We start from the raw sequence: 20649 nt of genomic DNA, 5'->3' as shown, positions 1-20649 counted from the left end.
CGCCTCGCCCCGCTCTCTGCGTGTTCCCTACGCGTCCCAGTGCGCGCCGTGCCGGCGGTGCGCGTCGGTCAGGCCGTCCCGGAAGAACCGGTCGTAGTACTCGGATTCGACGTGGTGCGCCTGGAGCCAGACGCCGGGCACGTGGACGGCATCGGTGTGCGCGGGGAACCGGCCGTGGGTCTCGTGGATGTACACGCAGATGTCCCGTGCGCAGTCGACGACCTGGCGGTCGTACTCGCTCGCCTCGGCGAGGTAGCGCCCCGCGTAGTCGTCCTTGTAGACGCGGCCGAAGAGCTCCTTGTCCGCGTAGATGCCGTCCTCGCCGAACTTGGAGCGGACGACGGAGTCGACGGCCTCGCGCATCGACGGGTAGTGCGGCGGGCAGGCGGCCTTGATGAGGTGTTCGCCGCCGGACCGCAGTCCCACCGGGTGGGCGCGCAGGGCCGCGTACTTCGGCAGCGGCACCTGCCAGCGCAGCAGATCGAGGGGACGGAACCTCGGGGTGACGAAGTCGAAGCCCAGCATCCGGCCGTAGGCGCGGGAGAACTTCGGGTCGCCGAGCATGATCTGCGGGCTGATCGTGGCGTGGATCCAGGCGCCGAGCCCCATCGCGTCGGCGACCAGCATCATGTTCTGCAGCAGCAGGTCGGCCTCGATCTGGGTCCGCATCGGCCCCAGGGCGCCGAGGGGCATCTTGATGTCCGGGTTGAGGAAGCCGTTGCCGATCCACTTGCGGACCCCGGCCGGGCGGTAGAAGTTGCGGTCGTCGACGAGGGTGGGGCGGGCCCCGTCGGGCTGGGTGAGCAGGTACATCAGGGCGTTGACGTACTGGTGGGAGAGGTCCACCACCGGCAGGAACAGGGTGGTGCCCGGCAGGTTGGACAGGAACCGGTTGGAGTCGAGGTAGGCGGGGAAGTCGCGCATCCCCTCGGCGACGTCCAGCCGGTGGTCGAGCACCCGTACCTTGGCCGTGCGGGCCCGCTCGACCAGGGTGTCCGGGTCGAAGGCCGCCCCCGGGGCGGGCGGCAGCTTGCGCAGGTAGTACGTGCCGCTGTCGTTGATCATGAAGAAGTGGGTGGCCTGCGCGTTGTCGGGGCTGCCGGCGGTGCGCCCGGTCATGTTCAGGTTCGGCTTCGCCATGATCGGCTTGTGGTCGCGCGGGTCCTCGAACGGGCGGTCGGGCATGGTGAGCCCCGAGGAGCCGGTGAGGGCGATCAGCACCGCCTCCTCCAGCTCGTCCAGCGGCCGAGGCCGGTGCGGGGAGCTGTAGCTCATCGACCCGGCTGGCACGGAGGCACCCCGGCTGACCCGGTGGGTGCGCCGGCCGAAGACCGTCCGCAGCAGCGGGCGGGCGAGCAGCTCCTCCAGGCCGGGGTGGCGGCGGCCGGTGCCTTCGGGTACGGACACGTCCCCTCCCCGTTCAGCCGCGGCCGTCGTGGTTGCGGACCGGCTGGACCGGCCGCCAGGGCGCGAAGGCGCTCGCCCCGCGCGGCAGGACGCCCGCCAGCTCGGGGCAGTGCCGCAGGATGACGCTCGTCATGCCGTTGCGGGCGATCCAGTCCATGCCGAGCGGCGTGTAGATCTCGGGCCGGAAGTCGACGGTGAGGAAGCGGTCGCTCTGCAGCCGCCGGCTCGCCATCAGGATGAAGACGCGGAAGGCGGTGTCGCTGAAGCCGAACCCCGCGGGCGGGTTCTCGGCGAAGAGCCCCACCACCGTGTCGACGTCGTCCACCGACCGGTAGACGTCCCGCAGCCGCGCGACCGTATCCGGATCCCCCGAGAGGTCCTCGAACCGGCGGATCCGCGGCTTGTGCAGCCCGGCCCGGAAGTCGTTGTAGCGGGGGACCCCGCGGCGCCGGGTGCGCACCAGGTCGACCACGGACAGGTCGATCACCTCCCCGTCGCGCTGGAACGCCTGCAGCGCGCGCGGGAAGTTGTGCAGGGTGATGGCTCCCGGGTGGGCGATGCCCAGCGAGTAGAGGGAGTCCACCAGCCCCGTCTTGCGGATGAGCGGCTCCGCCGCGGCGCCCTGCAGGTCGGCGAAGCCGAGGGTGTCGAGCCGGCGGCCGAAGCGGTGGTCGGCGAACTCGTAGTCGTCGGGGATCAGTGGGTGCATCCGGTAGACCGTGACGAACTCCTCCGTGAGGGCGTACGGGGCCCCGTGGTGCTCGGGCAGGGTCCTGGGGATGCCGTCCCGGGCGTCCGCCTCCAGCAGCCAGACGCCCAGCTGGTCGAGCCATTTCTTCGGCGGCCCCTCCCAGTTCGTCCGCATCCCGATGTCGAGCGTCCGGGTGGCCAGGATCGCCGGAGTCCACTCCACCGTGTGGATCTTGGCGATGAGGGCGGAGACGACCAGCCGCGCCGTGTGGTAGATCCGCTCCTCGTCCAGGTGCGGGTACTCGCCGCGCAGAGCCGCGCACACCGCGTTGTGCTCGCGGGCGAAAAGGGTGTGCACGGCGCTCAGGCCGAGCCACCAGTTGTCGCTGAACCCGGTCACCGGCAGGCCGTCCGCGTTCGTCGGCAGGTGCCCCTGCTCCAGCCGCAGCCCGGCGCCGCCGTCCGGCTCGCGCAGGGACGTGGCGACGGCCTGGTCGCCGCCGTACACCTCCGAACCGTCCCACCAGTGCGACACCCCGCCGGCGAACCGGATCGGCGGCCGCCCGCTCCCGGGCGCGTCCAGCGGCTCGTCGTCACCGAACCGCATCACCTTCTCGCGCGGCCCGCCCGGGGTGTTGCGCCAGTCCGTGCCGGGCGGCATCGGCACCTCGACGCTCCGGGTGCCCACCGGGAACCGCTTGTGGTTCACCCAGTCGTGCACCTGGAACTGGATCCACGCCGCCGCGATCACGTTCAGCGAGGTCGCCGGGATGAAGGCCTCGCGGCGCAGCAGCTCCCGGCTGACGACCACCGGGTTCGGGGCGTCGAACCGCTCCGGCCGGTAGTCCGGCGGCATGGAACGCCCGAACGTCGCGCCGACCGCACCCATCCGCGGCTCGGACAGGTCGTTGTGGCTGCCGTCGTAGCTGCGCCTGACCAGCAGCTCCTCGTCCACGGGCGGCTCCACCGGGCCCGCCTGGGGCGGCGCCTCGTGCAGCTCGGTGTCGATCAGGTTGTGCCGGCGCAGCGTCTGCCGGAACGCCATCAGGTTCAGCAGCGCGACCGGCGTGGGCAGCCGGTGCCACGGGACGACCCGGTTCACGGAGCGGAACGCGGCCCGCAGCGGGGCCCCGAGCAGGGCGTTGCGGCGCGGCTCCACGGTCACGAAGCGGCGGCCCAGGCGGTGCGCGCTGCTCGCCTCGTACGCGAGCTTGCGGGCCCGGTTGAGGTTCCCCAGCGGACGGAAGCCCTCCGAGGTGTGCCAGGGGTTGAAGGCCAGCAGCTCGACCCGCGCCGCGGCGGCCCGCGCCCCGGCCGTGTGCAGGTCCTGGCGGGGGATGGTCAGCGTGGCCACGGGCACCACGGGTGCGTCCCGCCCGCTCCACTCGGCCGAGCCGTCCTCGATCGGGGTGCGCCGCGGGTCCACGTAGCGCTGCACGCACAGCTCGAAGACGACGTCCCCCGCACCGAGCCTGCGCCCCAGCTCGTCCCGCAGGCCGTCGGGGCCGGCCGGCGGCCCCGACGGGGCGGGGGCGGTGCCCGGAGCGGGCCGCAGCTGGTAGCGCACCGGCCCCGCGCCGCCCCACAGGATCGCGCCCCGGCTCCAGTACGTCTCCAGCGCCAGGCTGGAGACGGTGCGCCTGGTTCCCGCCATCACGTTGCGCCGCATCCGGGCCGCCGTGGACCAGCCGACCGCCAGCGGCAGCCTGACGAACAGGGCGAACCCCTGGGCGGGCCGCGACTCGGCGCCCGCCATCGCCTTGGCGAAGGCCACGAACTCGCGCGCGTTCCGGGCGTGGGAGACCGGGAAGCTCGTCATCAGCAGGTCGTGCGCCTCCTCGGGCCCCACCTCGACGCGCAGCGCCGCCCCCCGCAGATCGGGCGCGGAGTCGGGCCGCCGTACCCCGGAGGCGTTGGACAGCCGCACCGTCACCGGGTACTCGGCGCCGGGCCGGGCGAACCCGGTCCGCAGCGGCTCGGGGAGGTCGTCGCGGAACCGCAGACGCCCGTTCTCCACGCCGAGGACCGCCTTGGCGTGGAAGGTCCGAGCCGGGGCCGCCGCGCCGCTGCGGCGCTTCGCCTTGAGCTGTACGCGCAGCAGCTCCTCCGCCAGCCGCGCGAAGGCCAGCCGCTCGGTCTCCGGGCTGCCGCCGACGTATCGCTCGTACCGCTCGGCCTCGTCCATGCGTGCCTCTTCACGAAGGGGGTGGGGGCTTCCGGGGGCTTCCTCCGGGGGCTTCCTTGCACTCCCCCCGACGTTTCCCCACGCGGGCGGCCGTGTCGTGCCGGGCGGGGCAGACGGGTTCCCGGCGTGGCCCCTTCGGGTGGCCGCGCCCGCGCACCCGCCTCCGGACGCACGGGGTGGCGTCCGCACGTCCGGCAGGGGCAGGCTGTACTCATGAGAGCGCCCCTGCGCTCGCCCCCGGGACCGGGAGCCGGCGGTCACCACCAGGTCCTCTTCCTCCTCGCGGAGTGCGTGCCCTTCGCGATGGCCCTGCTGGTGCTCCTGATCGAGCTCACGCCCGCGCACGTCATCTACACCGGCCCGCTGCTGGTCGCCACGCCCGCCCTGGCGGCGGTGACGACCGGCCCCCGGGGCACGCTCGCGGCGGCGGCCCTGGCCGTCGTCGTCAGCGTGATCACCGCCACCCACAACCACGCCTGGGGCGGCCAGCAGGTCTACACCAATTTCCTCGCCCTGTCCCTGGTCACGGCGGCGAGCTTCACGACGAGCCGCGCCGCCCGCACGCGCCGGGAGAGCCAGCTCAACCAGGTCCGGAGGATCGCCGCGGCCGCCCAGGAAGTGCTGCTGCGGCCCGTGCCCGACCGGCTCGGGCCCGTACGGGCGGCCAGCATGTACCTGGCCGCCGAGACGGGCGCCCAGATCGGCGGCGACCTGTACGACGCCGTCCAGACCCGGTACGGGGTCCGGATGATCGTCGGGGACGTCCGCGGCAAGGGGCTGCCCGCCGTACGGGCCGCGGCGGTGGTCCTGGGCGCCTTCCGGGAGTCCGTGCACTACGAGGACGACCTGGTCGAGGTCGTCAACCACTGCGCGGCGGCCCTCCGCCGGGACGCGGCCCTCGCAAGCACCAGCGCCCACGCCGAGACGGATCCGCCCGACGGCGCGGACGCCCTCCTGGAGGGGTTCGTCACCGCCCTCGTCGCCCAGGTCCCGGACGGCCCGCACGTCGAGGTGGTCAACCGCGGCCACCCCCCGCCGATGCTCCTCCACGCCGGCGAGGTCCGGCCCCTGACGCCCGCCACGCCCCAGCCGCCGCTGGGCCTGGAGGAATTCATCACCGGGCCCCCGCCGTGCACCGAGACCTACCCGTTCACCCCGGGCGACCGCCTCCTGCTGCACACCGACGGCGTCATCGAGGCCCGCGACCGCGACAGGACCTTCTTCGACCTGGCCGGAGCCATGTCCGCCCTGCGGCACCGTTCCCGCCAGGGCTTCCTGGAGGGCCTGCGCCAAGCCCTCCTGCGGCACACGCACGGCCGCCTGGGCGACGACGTGGCCCTCCTCGTCGTGGACCGGCAGGACGCCGCGGGGCGGTGAGCGCGGTCAGCGGCCGATCAGCTTGTGCAGGCCCAGGGTGGCCACCCCGAATCCGGTCAGGGCGGCGATCAGGCCCGCGGCGGGATTGCCCGTCGACAGGGCGGTGAGGGCGCCGAGGACCGTGCCGATGAAGGCCGCCGTCAGCAGCACCAGCGCGGTCCGCAGGCTGACGAGGGGCTCCGTGTCGGGAGGTACCGCTGCGGGCTGCGGTACCGGCTCCGGGCGGGGAGGTGGGGGCGGGGGCGGAGTGGTCATGTGGAGTCCTTGTCGCGGCCGCTGCGGACGGTGTAGGCGAATTTGGGCATGGCGAAGAGCTGGTCGATGATCCATTTCCACTGCTCGCGGCGCCCGGGGAGGCCGAACAGGATGGCCTTCTGCTCCTCCAGCCACCCGCGCCGCTCCTCCGCGGGCAGCAGCAGGGCTCCGAGGTGGAGCACCCGGCCGCCGGGCTCCTTCGCCCGGCCCTCGGGCTTTCCCGTTCCCGTCGGAGCCATGTCCTCCCGGGGGTGTCGGCGTCGGACGGATCGCCGGTGTCGCCCTCGTCGTTCTGGGGTTCGGATGCGGCGAAACCGGGCGCGGGCGGTGGGAGATCCGGATCGGCCTGCCGGCCGATCCGGGCCGGGAACCGGACACGGGGGGTGACGTCCCGGCTGTTGAAGATCAGTCCGCCCTCGTAGCGGCTGAGGGTGGAGTCCACGTCGAGCCAGCTGCCGTCGCCGGACCGGACGCGGTGCTCCAGGAGCGTGGTGGGCTCCTCCACGGCGTCGGCGCCGAGGAACCGGCGGACCTCGTACACCATGTGCCCGACGTCCTCCGGGTGGAACAGGTCGGCGAGGTCCCGCCCCACGAGCTCCTCGGCTTCGCGGCCGTAGACCCGGCTGGAGGCGGGGCTGACGTACCGGAGCACGCCGCTCGGCGCGGCGATCATGATGACGTCGCTGGAGGACTGGATCAGGGCGCGGAAGTGGTTCTCCCTCTGGGCCAGTTCACGGGTGAGGGCGACGCTGTCGAGGAGCATGATCCCCTGGCGGACCACCATGCCGAGGACTACGGCGGCGCCGGCGAGGAGGACCGTGCGGTCGATGGCACCGTCGAGGGCGTCGTACAGGATCCCGAGCGTGCAGACGGCCGCGGCGACGTACGGCGCGAGCGCGTGCAGTGAGGCGCCGGCCGGGCGGCCCTCGGCCCGGACGCCGGGCAGCGGGGGAGGCTCGGACGCGTTCGTCCGCCGGGAGTTCCGGAGCGCGTACGCGATGAGGAGCGGACCTCCGAACCAGGCGGTGTCGTGGAGGGGAGCCGTGACGAGCAGGTCGCCCACCGCGATCGACGCCAGTGCGGCAGCGACCGTGCCGAGGGCCGGGCGGCCCGCCCCGGAACGGCGGAGGTGCAGGACGAGAGCCATCGCCACGAGGGCGATGTCCAGCAGCAGGGGGACGGCGTCCTGGACGGCGCCGGCCGGGAACAGGCTCAGGTACAGCGTGAACAGGGAGCTGCCGACGACCCACATGTCGAGTGCCAGACAGATCCAGCCGGCTCTGGTCACGGGCCGTCTGGCCAGGAGCGGGAGCCCCACGACGGCGGACGGCGTGAAGTACGTCAGGAGTGGGGCGGCCAGGTGTCCGAGCGCGGCCGTCGTGAACGACAGCGCGAGCAGCAGCCATGCGGGACGGGAACGGTCGTCGGAGGCCCGCCCCTGGCGGAAGCAGGCCCCGGCGGCGATCGCGGCCGTGGCACTCGGTACGAACTCGCCCATGAGGAGGGCGAGTTCCCGGGAGCCACCCCAGCCCAGGGCGGACCCCGCCGCGTAACCGGCGCAGACGGCTGCGAGCAGGAACGGTGCCACCCGCCGGCCGGGCCGTGCGGCGGCCGTCACGCTACTGCGGTCACTCACCGGTACCTCCGGCCAGTCCGGGGCGGGCGTGGCCACGCCGCGACGTCACCGGTGCCGCGGCGCTCGCATGGGCGAGGGCCTGCGGGGCGAGGACGGCACCCTTGGGGCTGATGCGGTAGAAGCGGCGGCGGGGGCGGCCCTCGGCCTCGGCTATGGCGTCCTGCTCCCAGTACCGCTCCACCCAGCCCGCCTGGCGCAGCCGTTCGAGGATGGGGAACAGCGTGCCGTTGGGCAGCTCGGTGCGCCGGGACAGGTCCAGCCCGTACAGCCCCTCGGTGAGCACCACCGAGCGCTGCCCGATGTCGACGCCCTGGCCGAGGAGGGCGCGCAGCAGCGTCTGGGTGTGCGGCGTCAGGTTCACGTCCGGCATGGCGGCAATCTACTTAGGTAGAAGACGCGTCGTCTACCTAAGTAGAAGCCTCCGAAGGCATGAACTCACGTGCGAATAAAGGCGGTTCGGTGCTGCCCCGCGCGTCAGCCCCGCAGGCACCATTCGACGAACCCCGCGACGCTGCCGTCCACCCCGGCCTCCTCGTCCACCACCGCGGCCGTGCGGAAGAAGTGGACCTCCCGGAAGTTCAGCTCCATGGCCTGCACGAGGCTGTGCAGGCCGAGCGCCTCGCGGAGCCAGGTCCGGGCGCCGTCACTGTCTTCGAGGGCTGTCGGCACCAGGCCCTGCCCGGCGAGCAGGTCCGTCTTGCTGATGGCGACCGCGAGGCGCGAGCGCTGCAGCGGGGCGCCCATCGCGGCCACGGCCTGGACCGAGCGGGCGAAGACCTCCTCCGGATCCACCGTGGATCCGAGGGTCCGGTCCAGCAGCGGGCCGGGGGGCGGGTCCATCGTGCTCCAGAACGCCTTCACCGCCATCGGGTCCAGCACGAAGACGAAGGTGCGCGCGGCCCGTGCGTAGCGCAGCGCATCGGTGTCCTCGCGGTCGACGAACCGCTCGCCGGCGGTGTCGAAGAGGTGGACCAGCCGCCGGGACCGGCCGCCGCCGAGGATGAAGGAGTGGGCCCGGGGCAGGTTCTTCTGGGTGGCGCGGGTGTGCCCCCGCATCCGCAGCACTTCGCGCAGCACCTGGTAGTTGGCGTCCGACTCCTCGTCGGCGAGGGTGATCGCCGGACCGCCGTTCGCCGCGGCGTGCTCCAGGGACAGCAGCATGGCCGCCATCAGCTGGGTCTTGCCCGCCGCCTGTCCGCCGATCAGCGGTATCACCACCTCGGGCATGTGGCCGGCGTCCGTGTTCATCGGCTTCCCGCAGTGCGGGTGGACGCAGTACGCCTGGAGCCGCGAGTTCCGGCCCATCAGCATCAGCAGGGTCGGCATGCGCTGTCCGCACTCGCAGCGGCGCCGGAAGATGCCGTACGTCCCCGGGCGGATGTCGGCGTGCCGGCGTCGGCAGGTGGGGCTGGGACAGTCGTACGCCGGGTAGGGCACCCGCTCGAAACAGTGCGGGCAGAGCATTCCGGTGCGCAGCCGCTTCATCCACAGCACCGCCCGGTCGACGGCCCTCAGGGCGCCGGCGAGGAGCCGGGCCCCGCCCGTCAGCAGGGCCAGGACGAGCGCGTGCAGGGCGAGCAGCAGGCCGAGCAGCGGAAGGGCCGCGGGCGCGCCCGCGCAGAGTCCGAGGTACAGCGTCAGGCCGTACGGCACCGTGAAGGCCCGGTGCCGGGTCGGGGCGACGAACTGCCGTGTGGTCACGGTGCGGAAGGAGTCGCCGACCGTCGTCGCGTACGAGCGCCCCACCAGTGTGAGCAGTTGGCGCAGGTCGCGGGAGGCCGGACCGAAGAAGTAGTTGCGGTACGCCTTCACCTCCTCGTCCTGGGGGCGGTAGGGCGGCAGCGTCCGGAACTCGGGGGTGCGCCGGTACATGACGCCGACCAGCGTGCGTCCGTACCCGGCGAGCAGCTGCATGACGAGCGCGAGGCCCCGCAGGGTGGCGATCAGGGGGGCGAAGGGCAGGTAGGCGGACAGCCCGAAGAGGAAGAGGGCCGGGAGCAGGACGAACCTGCCGATCTCAGTCACGGAGCGTCACCGTCCCTTCTTCTTGCGGGAGTTGCCGGATGCCGGGGCGTCGGGCCGCACGGGGTCCGGCGGGTCGGCGGAAGCGCGCGCGGTGAGCCGGCCCAGGAGCGCGTGCCAGCGGGGAGGACGCGGCGGCCCGGGCCGCCGGGCCTCGGCCCGCTCGGCGTAGTGGTCGGCGAGCGCGGCCCCGTGGGGCCGTACCGCCTCCTCCAGCTGCTTCAGGTCGGTCACGCTCCAGTGCCCTTCGGGATGGGCCCGGATCGCGGCGACGGTCTCCTCCTGGGCCTGGGACAGCCGGGACCCCTCGGGCAGGGTGACGACGGTGGCGACATGACCGAGCAGGACGTCGTCGACCGGTCCACCTCCCGTCAGCCGCTGGTGCAGGAGCCCCAGGTACCGGTCCAGGCCGCGGGGGGTCAGCTCCGCCAGGCGGCCGCGGAGCCGGCCGACGTCCACGGGCAGGCGCAGCATGGCGGGCGCCAGGTAGAGGCGCTTCAACGCCCGCGGCGCCGACCACGGGCCGGTCTCCGGGATCGCGAACTCGGCGAAGAGCTCCGTGGCCTCGCGGGCGTGACGGAGCGCGAAGGCGAGTTCGAGGGTGATCCGCACGCGCTCCGCGGCGCCCGGCGGCAGCCAGGCGGAGCGGGGCGGGTGGGAGAGGACGCGGCACAGTTCGAGACAGTCCGTGAGCGCGTCCTCGTCCTCGATGCCCTGGCTCAGGGCGCGGTCGAACCACTCGCCGACCACCGCGTCCACCGGCTCCGATGCGGGCAGCTCCGCTGCGATACGGGCCGCCTCCCGGTGCGTCCAGGTGCGCGAGGGCTGCCGCCACAGGCCGCGGAGCAACTCCTCGTCGGGCGACGTGCGTCCGCGGATCGTCAGGATCTTGAACATGTACGGGACCGTGTTCGAGGGATCGCGCTCGGCCCGCGCCCGCAGGTGGTACTCCATGAGCAGGGGCCGGCCCGCCAGGTCGCCCTCGCGCAGGAGCTCGGCGGGGAACTGCGCGAAGAGCTGCTCCTGCCCCGTGCGCCGCTGCAGCGCCTCCTCCACCGCCGTGGCCAGCGAGGTCCTCATCACCGGCAGGACGCGGACGAGTTCGGCCACTTCGCGGCGGAAGCCCGGCGCCGGCGCCGTCGCCCCGAGCAGCACGTAGGCGAGGGTGAGCGTCTCGCGCGCCATGACCTCCGACGGCACGGGCAGGCGGGCGCCGACGGCCCAGAGCAGCAGGCGCGTGCGCTCGCGCGCCGTCCGCACCTCGGTCTCCAGCAGCCGCTCCCAGAGGGCGGTGGCCCGCTCGCGGGCCACCGGATCGGTGATCGGCACGGGCTCGACGAGGTCCTCGGCGGCGCTCGTGTAGGCCCGCATCCGCATCCGGTACAGCTTTCCCTCGATCTCCCGGTGGACCGCCCCGTCACCGCCGGCCCTCGCGGCCGCGCTCAGCGCGGTCAGCTGGGAGTCGTCCAGGCCCCGGTGCTCACGGTGGACGGCGGAGGCGACGGCCGCCGCGCGTGCTCCCAGATGGCCGGCCCCGGCCAGCCAGTCGATCACCGCCCGGACGTCGGCCGCGGCGAGCGCGATGCCGCCGGAGACCGCCGCCGCGGCGACGGGGGCGTGCCAGTCGTCCGGAGTCTCCTCCCCGCCCTCCGCGTAGTCCGCCGTCCAGGACCAGACGGGCCGGACCGAGTCGACACCGATCCCGGTGAGGAGCCGGACCAGCGCGGGGACGGGTACCTCGGGGAACACGCCCCGGGCGAAGTCGAACACGGTGTAGGCCGCTTCGTCGTCCGGGGCGAAGGCGAGCTGCGGCTCGGGCACGGTGCCGATCAGGTGCAGCCGGCTGCGGGCCGGGCGCAGGACGTACGTGGCGAAGGACAGGCCCCGGGAGAGCGGGGGCGGCAGCAGGTAGCAGACCGCGGCGAACCAGTGCGCGATCCGCTCGGTCGAATGGTCGACCACCACCACCGAGCCGTGCTCGGTGAGCGCGGCGAACGCGGCGGCCAGCAGCTCCGGCAACCGGGCCGCGTGGGGGTGGCCGCGCAGGAACTCGCCCACGGCACGGACGTCGAGCGGCCCGGGAGCGGGCCGGGACAGCGTCGGGATCTCCGTGTTCGGGGACACCGTGCGGGTCCACACCGGAGAGTTCCACAACTCGATCGGCAGCAGACCGCCCCCGGCCTCCGGGAAGTCGTCGCTGTGCAGGGCGTGGGCGAAGTAGTTGCCGAAGCGCCGGGCGGAGTCGCGGCCCACGTACCGCACGCACAGCGCGGTGGCGCCGAGCCCCGCCCGGTCGTGGGGCCGGTAGCAGAGGTTGACCGGGCAGCGCTCCAGCGACTCCGGGGTGTCCGACTCCACCAGCGAGCGGGGCGGCTCGTACCCGGCCAGTGCCTCCACGGCCAGCCGGGTCTCCGCCGTGACGCCCGCGCTGACGGCGTTGAACTGGAAGCCGGAGAACCCGCTGAGTCCGTGCTCGCAGGAGGTGTAGTAGAGCTGCTGGAAGTGCTTCATCCGCGGCCCGCCTTCGGCACCGAGCCGAACTCGCTCAGCAGCCACAGCAGCGGGTCGGCCACCCGGTAGGGCTGGATTCCGGTGGGGGCCACCCGGGCGTCGGGGGTGGGATTGCGGCCGAGGGCGGAGACCCCGAAGTAGCGGTAGCGGGAGTAGTGGGTGTTCAGCAGGTGGTCGATCGGAACCCCGTCCCAGTCCTTGAGGAGCCGGCGCACCTCTTCGTGGACGTTGAGGCTGTCGCCGACGTCGAAGCGGCCGCGCGGGGGAGCGTAGTCCCGCAGCGGACTGCCGGGGTCGAGCAGGTGCCAGAAGGCGTCCATCTTCGAGAAGACGACGGCCACGGGGGTGTCGAGCAACTGGCCCGAGCGGCCGGAGCGCGGAGCGAGGAGCAGGCTGGTGACCCGGGAGAGGACGTTGACGGGGGAGTCCAGGCCCTCGGTGCCCGGCATGGGCGTGCCGGGCAGCGCGTTGTCGCGGGCGCCCGGCATCTGCAGCGGATCGAGCAGCAGCACGATGCCGTCGGCGTTGGCCAGGTACCGGGTGTTGAGCTCCACGCTCTCCCGGGAGCTGAAGTCCTCACCGGCCGTGTCGAAGAACGACAGGACGGTGTGCTGCGGGCGTTCGCCGAGCAGGGTGCGCCGGCGCATGCCGAACCGGAAGACCAGCGGGTCCACCTGGTTGAGGGTGGTGGAGGCGGTCTGGGTGCCGGGGAACATCTGGTTGTCGCGGTAGAGCCGGTCCTCGTACTCGGAGCTGTAGCGCCGCATCGTCGTGTCGTCCGTGCCCATCAGGGCCGCTCCGTACGCCTCTCCCACCCGGTGGCGCACCTCGTGGAGGAGCACGGTCATGTAGACGGTCTTGCCGGATGCCTTCGGGCCGACCATGGCGATCAGCCGGTTGTCCACCATGCCGAACTGAACGGGCAGTTCGGAGTGGCACACCGGGCAGATCCGGTACGTGCTCTCACCGTCGCAGTCCGGGCACACGGCCGTGGGTTTGCGGCCGTCCGCGGCGAAGTCCGGGCCGAGGTCGTGGCTGCGACGCGGCCCCTTGCGCTGATCGAGCACCTGGTCGCGGCGGCGCGCGCACTGCTTTCCGGTCCGGGTCAGGCGGCTGTGGCAGCGGAACCGGATCTCCCGCGGGGTGAAGCCCTCGTAGCAGTAGGGGCAGGTGAGACGTTTGGCCATCAGGTGACTCGCAGTCTGTGCAGCGCCGTCGGGCGGATGTCGATAGCGGATTCGGCGCCCGCGTCCGCCGGGAAGCAGACCAGCCAGGACGGGCCGCGCGTGGCGGGCAGCGGGAACTCCACGGTCATGGGGGCGCCCGCGGACAGCCGCTGCGCGGGCACCTCGTGCAGGACGGTGCCCTCGGTGGTGTTGGTGGGACGGAAGCTGCCGAGGCTGTGGACGATGCGGACACCGGGCAGGTCGCAGCCGGTCTCCGAGGTGAAGGTGACCGAAGCGACCCGGCCTTTGAGGCGCCGGCGCACGGTCGGCTCGTACACGACGACGGTGGGTGCGGCGGGGACGAGCAGCGAGGAGGCGCCCTCGCAGCCCTCGTGGAGCTCCGGCACCCACGCCTCCACGGTGAGGGTGACGGCTCCCCGGCCCACCGCCAGGTCGAACCCGCCGTCGTGCTCGTACACCCGGCGCCGGCACACCACGTCCCCGTCCCCGGGGGCCGCGCCGGCGGTGCCGCCTTCGCGGCGCCAGCGGACCCGCGCGCTCAGGCAGCCCTCGGGCCACGCCCAGAGAACGAGGAGGTGGTCCCCGCGCCGGACGACCTGGAGCTGGTCGACCGGCACCGCGAACAGGACCCGGGGTTCGGTCCCCGGCCCCGCCCCGGCCGCGGCGTCGTACGTGCCGCCGTGACCGGGCGGCGCGGCCCCGGGCCGCGGCGGGGGTGGCTCTGCCGCCCCGGCGGGGGCGGCGGCGGTGGGCGCGGGGCCGTCCTCCGGCGGACCGGCGTACGGGGGCCCCGCGGGATGCGGTCCGGCGTGCGGCGGCTCCGCGTGGGGTGCTCCGGCGTCACCGGGTCCGGCGGACGGTGGTTCTGCCTGGGGTGCTGCCGCGCCGCCGGGTCCGGCGGACGGTTGTCCGGCCCCTTCGGGCTCCGTCGCTTCGAAGGCGTTCCCGCGTCCGCCCGGCCCGGCTGTCTGCCCGGCCGTGGGCCCGGCCGTCGGCCCGGCGTCCTGGACGGCCGACGCGCAGCCCGGCCGCGACCCGGGCTCGGGGTCCTCCGCCCGGGGGCGCCCGGTACGGGGCTCGGGGTCCGTCGCGGCGGCGGCGCGCGGCGGGTCCGCCCGGAGTCCGGAGGCGTCCCGGCCGGGGTGGCCGGCCTCCGCGCGGGGGTGACCGGCGCCGGGCATCGCGTACCCGGCCCCGGCCCGCGACGAGGGCGGGGCGGCTCCGGTGACGACGCGCAGGACGCCGAAGTCCCCCAGTGACAGCAGCCCCAGCACGACGGCCGTTCCGGGCCGGTCACAGCGCACCGACAGGCCCCGCGCCGCCGGCAGGGCCCCGATCCCGGCCCGCAGCTCGGGCGCCGCGCTCATCCCGCCGGCGAGCAGCACGGTGTCCACCGCCGGTTCCGCGGTGGCCAGTTGCTCCGCGACGGCGGCGAGCACGCGCTCCCGCAAGGGCGCCACCGCCCGCTCGAACGCGGTCCGTTCCAGGGTCAGCGGGTGCCGCACGCCGGCCGCGTCCTCCACGGACCCGGTGGCGACGTCCGAGCCGTCGAGCAGGTGCCGGAGCGTCTGCGCCGCCCGGAGCGGGTCGGCGCCCTCCGGCAGGCCGCCGGCCAGTTCCGCGGCTACCGCCGCGTCCCAGGCGTCGCCGCCGAGCGGAAGGCAGACGGCGCGGACCACGTGCACCGTGAGGTCGGGGGCGATCGCCAGGACGGTCAGGTCCAGCGTCGTCGCCCCCTGGTCGCAGACGAGGACCGTGTGGTCCACGCCCTCCGCGATCGCCCCGTAGTGCAGGGCCACGGCCACGGGCTCCGGTACGACGCGCGCGACGTCGAGCCCGGCGCGCTCCACCGCGTACCGCAGCTCGTCCTCCCGCCCGCCCGACACGGGGAGTCCGACCAGGGCCGTGCGGTCCGCCCTCCCCGCGACGAGGTCCTCGTCGGCCCTGGAGGAGCCGAGCAGGCGCGGCAGCGCGCGGACCGGGTCGAGCACCCCGTCCACGCCGGCCAGCTCGGTCGTGGTCACCTCGGGACGGCCGTCGGGGCCGACCCGCGCGACGCGCCCGAACCGGTGCCCGAGGTCGATGGCGATCATGCTCGTCCGCTCCCTTCGGCCGCGAACGGCGCCGTACCGCCGCCGTCCCGCGGCGCTCCGTCGGGGGTGACCCGCGCCGTACCGTCGGCCGCGACGCCGACCCGGATCCGGCTGCCCGGGTCCGGCCGGTGCGCCAGCAGGTGGCTGACGACGGCCGAGCGCACCAGCTCCAGCTCGTTGCGGATCTGGCGTCCTCCGTACGCCTGGTGCTCGGGGTCCGACATCCGTTCCGTGATCCACGGGTGCAGGGTGTCCGCGTCGGGGACCAGCTCCACCCGGTGGCGTTCGCGGACCGACTCGGCGAGCTGGCGCAGCAGCCGGTCGGCGATGCTGACGACGTGCCGGCGGCGCAGCATGTCGAAGACGACCACCCCGGGCTTCAGCCGCCCGTAGATCTCCGGCCTGCCGATCTGGCGGAACTTGTCCTCCACCGCCCGGGTGAAGTGCGCCTCCAGCTGCCCGTACGAGAGCTCGTCCCGCTCCTCCAGCAGGCTCTGCACCTGCTCCGCACCCGTGTTGGAGGTGAAGATGATCAGGCACTGGGAGAAGTGCGCCGTCTGCCCGCGCCCGTCGGTGAGCCTGCCGTCCTCCAGGATCTGCAGGAACTTGTCCAGGACCTTGGGATGGGCCTTCTCGATCTCGTCGAAGAGCAGCACGCTGAACGGACGCTCCTGCACCCGGCGGGTCAGCTCCCCGCCCTGTTCGTGGCCGATGAAGCCGGGCGGCGCACCGGCCAGCCGCTCGGCGGCGTGTTCCTGCTGGTACTCGCTCATGTCGAAGCGGGCGTAGGCGCTTTGATCACCGAACATCAACTCGGCGACGGCCTTGGCGAGTTCGGTCTTGCCGACACCGGTGGGCCCCACGAAGAAGAACGCGCCCCGGGGGCGGGCCGTCCCCGAACTGCCGAAGTCGACGCCCACGAACGCGGACTGGAGGGCCGAGGCGACGGCGTTCACGGCCGTGGACTGGCCCACCACCCGGGTGCCGAGGGCCGTGGCGGCCCCCGCGACCGTCTCCCGGTCGAGCTGGGTCCACGGATCGACGCTCACGTTGAGCCGGTGCAGCTCCATCAGCCGGTCCGGCTTGCGCAGGGGCGCGTTGCGCAGCCACGAGGTCCTGGCCAAGGAGTCGATGTCCCAGCCCGTCATGCCGTCGGTGGCGCCGACGAGGGCTTCGAGGTCGGCGCGCGAGGCGTCCTGCGCCCCGTTGAAGCGGCGCTGCAGCCAGCTGAGCCACAGCCGCCGCTCGCTCGGGTCGGGCGGGGCGATGTGCAGGGCGGCGATCCGGGGGTCCTCCATGTGGAACCAGCCGGGCAGCCGTCCGATGTCACCGACCGCGCACAGGACCGCGTTGCGCGCGTGCGGCGCCGGGCCCGCGGCCGTGTGCGGGGTCACGGCCTCCGTCATCGCGGCGCGCAGCCTGAGATAGCCCAGGCGGGATTCGGCCTGGTCGGCCGGGAGGTGGTGGTCGACGTCCTCGAAGACGAAGGCGGTGGCCGCGTCCGGCGAAGCCACGAGGCGGTGCACGGTGGCCACGACGTCCTCGAAGGCCCGTGGCCGGCCCGGCTGCCGGGGCGCCAGCAGGCGCTCCCGGCCGCGGTCCCGCTCGCCGCCGCGCCGCGTCCGTGCCGAGCCGGTCCCGCCGTCGGGCGCGCCCTCCGGGTTCCCGTCGCCCGTCGGCGGCCGCCCCGCGGCGTCCGAGGCCGTCCCGGCCACCCCGTCGGCGGTCCGCGGCCCCTCGGACGGCCGCCCCTCCCGTAAGCGGTCGAAGTGTTCCGCATGGCCCGGCAGCGGGAAGGTGAGGCCGCCCACCGGGTCCCACCAGCCGACGGTCTGCGCACCGCGCCGTTCCAGCTGGCGGGCGACCACCGTGCGGAAGGAGGCGGGCCGGTCGGCGAACCACCAGCGGTCCCTGATCTGCCCGTTCATGATCACTTGGCGTCCGCGGCGCAGCTCCCAGTCCAGCGACACCGCCCACAGCGGCATCATGCCGTCCGCGGTGACCGGCTCCCCGTCGCCCGGATGTCCGCCCCGGAGGTCCGCGGCCGGCGGGCGCCCCCCGGCCTCGGCGCCGTTCGCCCGCTTCGTCCAGTCGGCCGCGCTCACCGTGTCCACGTCCAGTCCTTCGCGGCGGCCGGCGGCTTGGGCGGCTGCCCCCCGGAGCGCTTGCCCTGCCAGCCGAGTTCACCGGGGACGAAGTCGTTGCGGTCGACGATCGCCTCGTGCACCCGCTCCAGGAGGTCCTCGGTGCGGTCGCACACCGCGCCGTCCGGATCCGGACGCAGAAGGACGTCGGGCTCGCCGTCCACCTGGTAGAGCAGGACGGCGTCCTCGCCGTCCGTGCCGATCGTGGTCCGGTACGTCGCCCCGCTCGGGCGTTCGAAGCTCATCAGCAGGCGACCGTCCTGCTCCGCGCCGCCGGTGAAGGCGAAACCCTCGCCGAGCATGGCGTCCTGCAGCGCCTGCGCGAGATCCATCCGCCGCGTATACGCCAACTGGAGTTCGTCCAGCCGTGCTTCGGCTCCGACGAGCAGCTCCTCCAGCGCCGCGACCGCCGTCAGCGCCTCCGCCGCCGCCCCGGCCGCGAGCGCGCCCGTGACGGAGGCCAGCGCCGCCTCGATCCGCTCCGCGAGCTCGGGATCGGCCAGCTCCACGGCCTCGGCAGCCGCGTCCTGCACCGACTGCCGCACCACCCCGAGCCGGTCCGCCGCCTCGGCGAGCACCGCCGCGAGCCGTTCCCGCTCGGCCTCCTCCGCCGCCCGCCGGTCCGCTTCCCGCGCGGCGGCGCTCTCCTCCGCCTGCCGTGCGGCCTCCCGCGCCCGATCGGCCCGGCGGAGCTCCTCGGCGGCCCGCTCCCCGGCGGTCGCCGCGTGCCGGGCGAGGGCGTGTTCCACCGTGCCGAGCAACGCCCGGAAGCGCGTCTCCCCGCCCGGGCCGGCCGCGGCACGCAGCTCGCCGAGCAGGCCCACGCAGTACTGGTACCCCTGCCGGTCGTGCTCCCGGGCTTCCGGCCCGATCCGCGCGAGGCGTTCCTCCAGCCCGGCCAGGACGGACCCGTGGCCGGCGCCCCGGTCGGGGGCCCCTCCCTCCCGGCCGAGCAGCACCACCCGGCCGCGCAGCTCCTCGATCGCCGCGCCGAGGTCCTCGGCGCGGCCGACGCGGGCCCGCAGCAGGCCCAACTGCTCCCGCAGGTCCCGCACCTCGGAGTCCTGCGCGCCGATCCGGCCCAGCAGCTCCCCCACCTCGGCCAGCCGGCGGACGTCGGCGCCGGACTGCTCCTCGCGCGACCGCGCCGCGTGCGCCTCCTGCCGGGCGGCCCGGCGGGCGGCCAGCTCGGCCTCCCTGCGCTCGGCCTCCGCCCGGGCCCGCTCCCGGCGCGCCGCCGCCTCCCGGGCCCGCAGCGCGGCACGCTCGGCCCGTTCCCTGGCGCGCTGCGCCTCCTGCCGCCGGCGTGCCGCCTCCCGGGCCCGGCGCCGTTCCGCCTCCAGCCGCGCGTAGGCCGGCGCGACCGTGACGGTGCTGTACTTCGGTGATCCGCTCATGCTTCCCTCCCTGCCTCGGCCCGCAGGACGAAGCCCCGTGCCGCAAGTCGTTCCTCGAACCCCTCCCGGAACCCCGGAGCCGGCGGCACCCCCGCCCAGGACAGCGACCCGTCGGCCTCGACGGACAGCTCGACTCCCGCGCTGGTGTCCGGCTCGCTCCCGACCTGCGCGTAGCGGTCGGTCAGGGCGACGATGCGCTGGTTGGACGAGCCCCGCCAGCGCAGGCCGTGCCGCCGGGAGGCCACGTACGGCCCGTCGACGAGGAGGTCGAGGCGCCGCAGCAGCGCGCGCCGTTCCGGACCGCCCCGGAGCAGGGCCTCGTACCGGAACCCGGAGTAGGCCATCGCGCCGAAGTCGGGGCGCCGCGCCCGGACGGAGTCGAGCAGCGCGGCCAGCGCGGCCGCCTGGCTGAAGGGCTCGCCACCGGAGAGGGTGACGCCCTCGATGTCCGGCAACCCGCACAGCCAGTCGGTGAGTTCGGCGACGGTGTGTCCGGTGCCGCCCTCGAAGGGGAGGGTTTCCGCCGCCACACAGCCCCGGCAGCGCAGCGGGCAGCCCTGCACCCAGATCACGGCCCGGGTCCCCGGCCCCAGGACGGTGCAGCGGTCGAGCCTCCTCGCCACCGAGAGCCGGGTCACCTCTGCCATGCGGTGTTCTCCTTCATGCTCTTCACGCCCTTCGGGTACCGCGCCGCGCCGTCGGCGGGCGGTCCCGAGGCCCGGGCCGGATAGCCGTCCGCGCCGTGTTCTGCCAGGTCGCACCAGGGGCACCACGGCCGTTCCGCCGTGTGCACGTGCAGGGGGTTCCTGCGGCAGGTCCTCAGCCGCGCCGGCTCCGACTCCGCGGCCAGCGCGTCGGCCCAGGCCGAGGCGGGGGGCCGCACCCCGCCGAACGCGGCCCGGAAGAGGGCGGTGAGCCGGCGCGGGAGCAGGTCGACGGGCGGCGCGGACCGGGGCAGGACCACCGAGGCCCGGTCGAGCAGGCGGCACCGCCCGTGCAGGACGTTGTCGTCGTACGAGAGGTAGCCGGAGTCGGTCGCGGGGTGCCCGGCGAAGGGGTGGAGCCCGCACATCAGCAGCTCGTGGACCAGGACCGCGAGCACGAAGTCGTCGGCCGCCCGGTCCGGCGCGGTACCCGTCGGCGCGCCGATCCGTTCGGGTGCCGTGTGGCCCGGGCTGCCCATCCGTCCGGCGAACACCTCGCCGCCGTCGGTGAACTGCCAGGAGTCGACATCGGCGATACCGACCCCGCCGTGCGCGTCGACCCAGAGGTTGTCCGGCTTCAGGTCGCCGACCACGTAGCCCTCGGCATGCAGGTCCGCGAGGAGGCGGGCGAGCGAGAGGCCGGCGGCGAGCGCGGTGGCCCACGTCGCGTGGGGGAGTCGGGTCGTACGGGCCTGCGGGGTCAGCAGGTGGGTGAACGGCCGGTGGGTGTGGCGCATGTCGGCCATCACGTAGCCGTCCACTCCGTCGGGGCCCGGCCCGCCGGCCCGGACCCCCACCATCGGCCAGGCCGCGCGCGGGGTGGCTCCGGACAGCAGCCGGACGGTTCGCGGCTCGCGGCGCTGACGGACCAGCCGGGCGATGCGGCGCCGGTAGGCGTCCGGGTCCGGCGGGGCGGGGACGAGCTTGGCCACCAGCGGGCGCGCGTGGTCCACGGCGTACACGACCCCTTCCGAGCCGCTGCCGATCCGGTGCGTCAGGCGCCATGTGTGCCCGCCGGCGGACACCACCGTGAGGGCCATC

At 74.6% G+C, this 20649-nt stretch carries 14 protein-coding genes and 1 pseudogene; 1 reads left to right on the top strand and 14 read right to left on the bottom strand.

Annotated elements, in window-relative coordinates:
* Positions 1-27: 27 nt before the first annotated feature.
* Both ACQKM2_RS03250 and ACQKM2_RS03245 read right to left on the bottom strand, forming a co-directional pair.
* A complete protein-coding gene (locus tag ACQKM2_RS03250) occupies positions 28-1407 on the bottom strand; it encodes a hypothetical protein (protein WP_427705998.1) in 1380 nt (459 codons plus the stop codon).
* Between the two features lie 13 nt (positions 1408-1420).
* The gene (locus ACQKM2_RS03245) at positions 1421-4282 is read right to left on the bottom strand and encodes a peroxidase family protein (RefSeq protein WP_427705996.1); all 2862 of its coding nucleotides are present in this window, start codon (positions 4280-4282) and stop codon (positions 1421-1423) included.
* Positions 4283-4495: 213 nt separating this feature from the next.
* Between ACQKM2_RS03245 and ACQKM2_RS03240 the strand changes: the two genes are divergently transcribed.
* Positions 4496-5659 carry a PP2C family protein-serine/threonine phosphatase gene (locus ACQKM2_RS03240; RefSeq protein WP_427705994.1) on the top strand — a complete coding sequence of 388 codons (1164 nt, stop codon included), beginning with the start codon at positions 4496-4498 and terminating at the stop codon, positions 5657-5659.
* 6 nt (positions 5660-5665) lie between these two features.
* Here the strand turns inward: ACQKM2_RS03240 and ACQKM2_RS03235 are convergent, their stop codons facing one another.
* From ACQKM2_RS03235 to ACQKM2_RS03180, 12 genes and pseudogenes are all read right to left on the bottom strand, one after another.
* Positions 5666-5914: a hypothetical protein gene (locus ACQKM2_RS03235; protein ID WP_427706314.1), complete on the bottom strand. Its 249-nt coding sequence runs from the start codon at positions 5912-5914 to the stop codon at positions 5666-5668.
* Positions 5911-6153, bottom strand: coding sequence for a hypothetical protein (locus ACQKM2_RS03230; protein WP_427706312.1), 243 nt, complete (start codon positions 6151-6153; stop codon positions 5911-5913). Before ACQKM2_RS03230 ends, ACQKM2_RS03235 begins: the two co-directional genes overlap by 4 nt.
* 95 nt (positions 6154-6248) lie before the next feature.
* Positions 6249-7250 (bottom strand): annotated as a pseudogene (locus ACQKM2_RS03225) (PAS domain-containing protein); the annotation flags it as partial.
* Positions 7251-7542: 292 nt separating this feature from the next.
* Complete coding sequence (locus ACQKM2_RS03220; protein ID WP_427705992.1) at positions 7543-7920, bottom strand: PadR family transcriptional regulator; 378 nt, start codon at positions 7918-7920, stop codon at positions 7543-7545.
* Positions 7921-8024: 104 nt separating this feature from the next.
* The gene (locus tag ACQKM2_RS03215; RefSeq protein ID WP_427705990.1) at positions 8025-9575 is read right to left on the bottom strand and encodes a TRAFAC clade GTPase domain-containing protein; all 1551 of its coding nucleotides are present in this window, start codon (positions 9573-9575) and stop codon (positions 8025-8027) included.
* A 6-nt stretch (positions 9576-9581) separates the two neighbouring features.
* On the bottom strand, positions 9582-12083 hold the full coding sequence (locus tag ACQKM2_RS03210) for a GTPase-associated protein 1-related protein (protein WP_427705988.1): 2502 nt from the start codon (positions 12081-12083) through the stop codon (positions 9582-9584).
* Positions 12080-13270 carry a TRAFAC clade GTPase domain-containing protein gene (locus tag ACQKM2_RS03205; protein WP_427705986.1) on the bottom strand — a complete coding sequence of 397 codons (1191 nt, stop codon included), beginning with the start codon at positions 13268-13270 and terminating at the stop codon, positions 12080-12082. The genes ACQKM2_RS03210 and ACQKM2_RS03205 overlap by 4 nt, the downstream gene beginning before the upstream one ends.
* Positions 13270-15363: an Hsp70 family protein gene (locus ACQKM2_RS03200; RefSeq protein ID WP_427705984.1), complete on the bottom strand. Its 2094-nt coding sequence runs from the start codon at positions 15361-15363 to the stop codon at positions 13270-13272. Before ACQKM2_RS03200 ends, ACQKM2_RS03205 begins: the two co-directional genes overlap by 1 nt.
* Positions 15360-17477 (bottom strand): AAA family ATPase, encoded by a 2118-nt coding sequence (locus ACQKM2_RS03195; RefSeq protein ID WP_427705982.1) that lies wholly within the window; start codon positions 17475-17477, stop codon positions 15360-15362. The genes ACQKM2_RS03200 and ACQKM2_RS03195 overlap by 4 nt, the downstream gene beginning before the upstream one ends.
* Positions 17465-18904, bottom strand: a complete 1440-nt coding sequence (locus ACQKM2_RS03190; RefSeq protein WP_427705980.1) for a hypothetical protein — start codon at positions 18902-18904, stop codon at positions 17465-17467. Before ACQKM2_RS03190 ends, ACQKM2_RS03195 begins: the two co-directional genes overlap by 13 nt.
* Positions 18901-19551 carry a 4Fe-4S single cluster domain-containing protein gene (locus ACQKM2_RS03185; protein ID WP_427705978.1) on the bottom strand — a complete coding sequence of 217 codons (651 nt, stop codon included), beginning with the start codon at positions 19549-19551 and terminating at the stop codon, positions 18901-18903. Before ACQKM2_RS03185 ends, ACQKM2_RS03190 begins: the two co-directional genes overlap by 4 nt.
* Positions 19539-20648 (bottom strand): protein kinase domain-containing protein, encoded by a 1110-nt coding sequence (locus tag ACQKM2_RS03180; RefSeq protein ID WP_427706289.1) that lies wholly within the window; start codon positions 20646-20648, stop codon positions 19539-19541. Before ACQKM2_RS03180 ends, ACQKM2_RS03185 begins: the two co-directional genes overlap by 13 nt.
* Position 20649: the final 1 nt, after the last annotated feature.

Origin of the sequence: Streptomyces sp. NPDC004126 (assembly GCF_050275515.1) — a bacterium.
Taxonomy (GTDB): Bacteria; Actinomycetota; Actinomycetes; order Streptomycetales; family Streptomycetaceae; genus Streptomyces.
Note: the sequence above shows the minus strand (reverse complement) of the source record. Positions and strands in the feature narration are given on the sequence as shown.

Excerpts from the sequence above, each read along its gene's own strand:
- ACQKM2_RS03190 (WP_427705980.1), bottom strand. The coding sequence starts at position 18,904 with ATGAGCGGATCACCGAAGTACAGCACCGTCACGGTCGCGCCGGCCTAC.
- ACQKM2_RS03180 (WP_427706289.1), bottom strand. The coding sequence starts at position 20,648 with ATGGCCCTCACGGTGGTGTCCGCCGGCGGGCACACATGGCGCCTGACG.
- ACQKM2_RS03220 (WP_427705992.1), bottom strand. The coding sequence starts at position 7,920 with ATGCCGGACGTGAACCTGACGCCGCACACCCAGACGCTGCTGCGCGCC.
- ACQKM2_RS03200 (WP_427705984.1), bottom strand. The coding sequence starts at position 15,363 with ATGATCGCCATCGACCTCGGGCACCGGTTCGGGCGCGTCGCGCGGGTC.
- ACQKM2_RS03235 (WP_427706314.1), bottom strand. The coding sequence starts at position 5,914 with ATGACCACTCCGCCCCCGCCCCCACCTCCCCGCCCGGAGCCGGTACCG.
- ACQKM2_RS03210 (WP_427705988.1), bottom strand. The coding sequence starts at position 12,083 with ATGAAGCACTTCCAGCAGCTCTACTACACCTCCTGCGAGCACGGACTC.
- ACQKM2_RS03240 (WP_427705994.1), top strand. The coding sequence starts at position 4,496 with ATGAGAGCGCCCCTGCGCTCGCCCCCGGGACCGGGAGCCGGCGGTCAC.
- ACQKM2_RS03245 (WP_427705996.1), bottom strand. The coding sequence starts at position 4,282 with ATGGACGAGGCCGAGCGGTACGAGCGATACGTCGGCGGCAGCCCGGAG.
- ACQKM2_RS03230 (WP_427706312.1), bottom strand. The coding sequence starts at position 6,153 with ATGGCTCCGACGGGAACGGGAAAGCCCGAGGGCCGGGCGAAGGAGCCC.
- ACQKM2_RS03185 (WP_427705978.1), bottom strand. The coding sequence starts at position 19,551 with ATGGCAGAGGTGACCCGGCTCTCGGTGGCGAGGAGGCTCGACCGCTGC.
- ACQKM2_RS03205 (WP_427705986.1), bottom strand. The coding sequence starts at position 13,270 with ATGGCCAAACGTCTCACCTGCCCCTACTGCTACGAGGGCTTCACCCCG.